Source organism: uncultured Meiothermus sp. (assembly GCF_937863175.1).
Lineage (GTDB): Bacteria > Deinococcota > Deinococci > Deinococcales > Thermaceae > Meiothermus.
In genome coordinates this window covers 1-1,853 of record NZ_CALMCQ010000312.1, presented here as the reverse complement: position 1 = coordinate 1,853, position 1,853 = coordinate 1, and the positions used below count along the sequence as shown (strand labels likewise).

At 60.8% G+C, this 1,853-nt stretch carries 2 protein-coding genes and 1 pseudogene; all 3 read right to left on the bottom strand.

What is annotated here, in order from left to right; translation table 11 throughout:
* A pseudogene (locus tag Q0288_RS11865) lies at positions 1 to 148 on the bottom strand (cyclic pyranopterin monophosphate synthase MoaC); the annotation flags it as partial.
* 130 nt (positions 149 to 278) lie between these two features.
* Positions 279 to 1,049 (bottom strand): ABC transporter permease, encoded by a 771-nt coding sequence (locus Q0288_RS11860; RefSeq protein ID WP_299430668.1) that lies wholly within the window; start codon positions 1,047 to 1,049, stop codon positions 279 to 281.
* A gap of 153 nt (positions 1,050 to 1,202) precedes the next feature.
* Positions 1,203 to 1,853, bottom strand: a 651-nt coding sequence (locus tag Q0288_RS11855) for an ABC transporter ATP-binding protein (RefSeq protein ID WP_299430666.1), incomplete at its 5' end; no start/stop codon positions are given.

The following is a 1,853-nucleotide window of genomic DNA, read 5'->3' as shown; positions in this document are numbered from 1 at the left end:
TCCCTACCCCGCCTTCGCGGAGCGCCTCCACCGCTTCTGGTAGCAGTATCACGTGGGCCTCGGCAGTCGCGGTGCGGGGTGTAGCGGTTTTTTCACTCACATCCACCATGCGCGGCTGACCGTCTTCAAAATGCGTCAACTTGCCCATGTCCACAGCCTACGGCTAAAAACCGAAAGTCGAAAGTCCGCTTCGGTCGAAGATCAAAGGCACAGTCAAGGACGCAATTCCCAAACCCTAGGCCGGGCCTGATTCGGTGATCAATACTCTCTGGAAGCCTTCAGATATCCTTTCGCTCGAAAATTAGCAGGGCCAGCAAGGCGAAGCCCACGGTGTAGATGATGAGCAGCGGCAGGCCCAGACCCACGGCGGCAGGGCGGATGTAGAGGTCTAAGTAGCTGGTGAGCAAGAAAGGCTGGATGGCCGGGAAGGCAATCAGCAGGCGCATCAGCAACAGGGTCGAGACCGCAGCCAGGGCTGCCGAGGTAGTGCTGAGGAAGACCACCGCATAGAGCATGGCCAGGGCCGAGAGCGGCCAGAGTACCACCCCTGCCAGAACGTGGGCACGCAGCAGTTCCATAAACGCTCCGGCAGGGGTTATCTGACCCACTCCGGCAAAGCTGCCCTCACCCAGACCGGTTCCACCAAAAAAGCTTCCCACACCAAACGGCAGACCCGCCAATAACGAACCCGCCAGGCTTACCAGCAGCAGAATGAAGGGGTAGGCCAGCACCACCATGATTTTTGCGCCCAGCAAGCGGCTGCGTGGGCTAGGGCGCAACAGCACCGACTTGAGGGTTCCCATCGAAACTTCTGAGCCAAGGACTTCCGCTGCCGCCATCGCAGTAAGGAATGGGAACAGGAAGTCCATCCCGGTCAGAAGCGAAAGAGCTGGCACCTGCCAGCCCGAGACCAGCTCGAGCCCATACTGGGCCCGCAGTCCTGGCGCAAAAGCCCACAAAATGGGCAACACCAGGGCCGCTAACAGTCCAATCTGCACCGAGCGCAACCGCACCAGCTTGCCAAATTCCCAGATCAATACCCGCAGCATGCGTTGCTCCTTTTGATGAGTGGTGAGAGGGAAACGACCGGCGGTTGGATCGGGGAAAGGGAGCGTGGAATAGAGGGGGAGATTGAAGTTGTTTTGGAGGGCATTTGTCCTTCACCAACCCCCGGCCCCAGATCCCTGACCCTGGCTTTCTGGCTATGCATTTTTCACCCTTTCACGATAGTAGTCGTAGAGGTCGAAATAGTCGGGTTCCAAAAACTGCACCTGGTAGTTCTCGCGCACCAGGGCCGCCAGGGCCACGTGGGGCAACCCCTCGAAGATCACATTTACATCGCGCAGGCCGACATTTTGCACCCCAGGTACGGTCTTGAGGAAGGCCGCAGCCCTGGCCGGGTCGCCCACCCGCAGGCGGTAGGTCTCGCCCTTGGAACCGAGCTTAACCTCTTCCAACAGCCGCCCGCCGCCCAGAATCCCCACCCTGTCGGCATAGGCCGAGACCTCGCGCAGGTGGTGGGTGGAGAGCAGCACCGCCACCCCTTTCCAGGCCAGTTCGGACAAAATTTCGTGAACTTTGCTGATGCCCTGGGGGTCGAGGCCGCTGGTCGGCTCGTCGAGGATCAGGATTTGCGGCTCGTGCAAGATCGCCGAGGCCAGCCCCAGGCGCTGGCGTTGGCCCAGTGAGTAGGTGCGTACCGGCTGGTCGGCCACCGAGAGCAGCTCGAGCCGCGCCAGCACCTCGCGGATTCTGGCATCCACATTCGACATGCCGGTCAGGAAAGCCACCATCTCGAGGTTTTGCCGCCCGGTCATATGGGGATAGAAGGCCGCCGGGGCCTCCACCACCGC

Bases quoted from the DNA above. Each gene is read 5' to 3' on its own strand.
- Q0288_RS11860 (WP_299430668.1), bottom strand. From the start codon at position 1,049: ATGCTGCGGGTATTGATCTGGGAATTTGGCAAGCTGGTGCGGTTGCGC.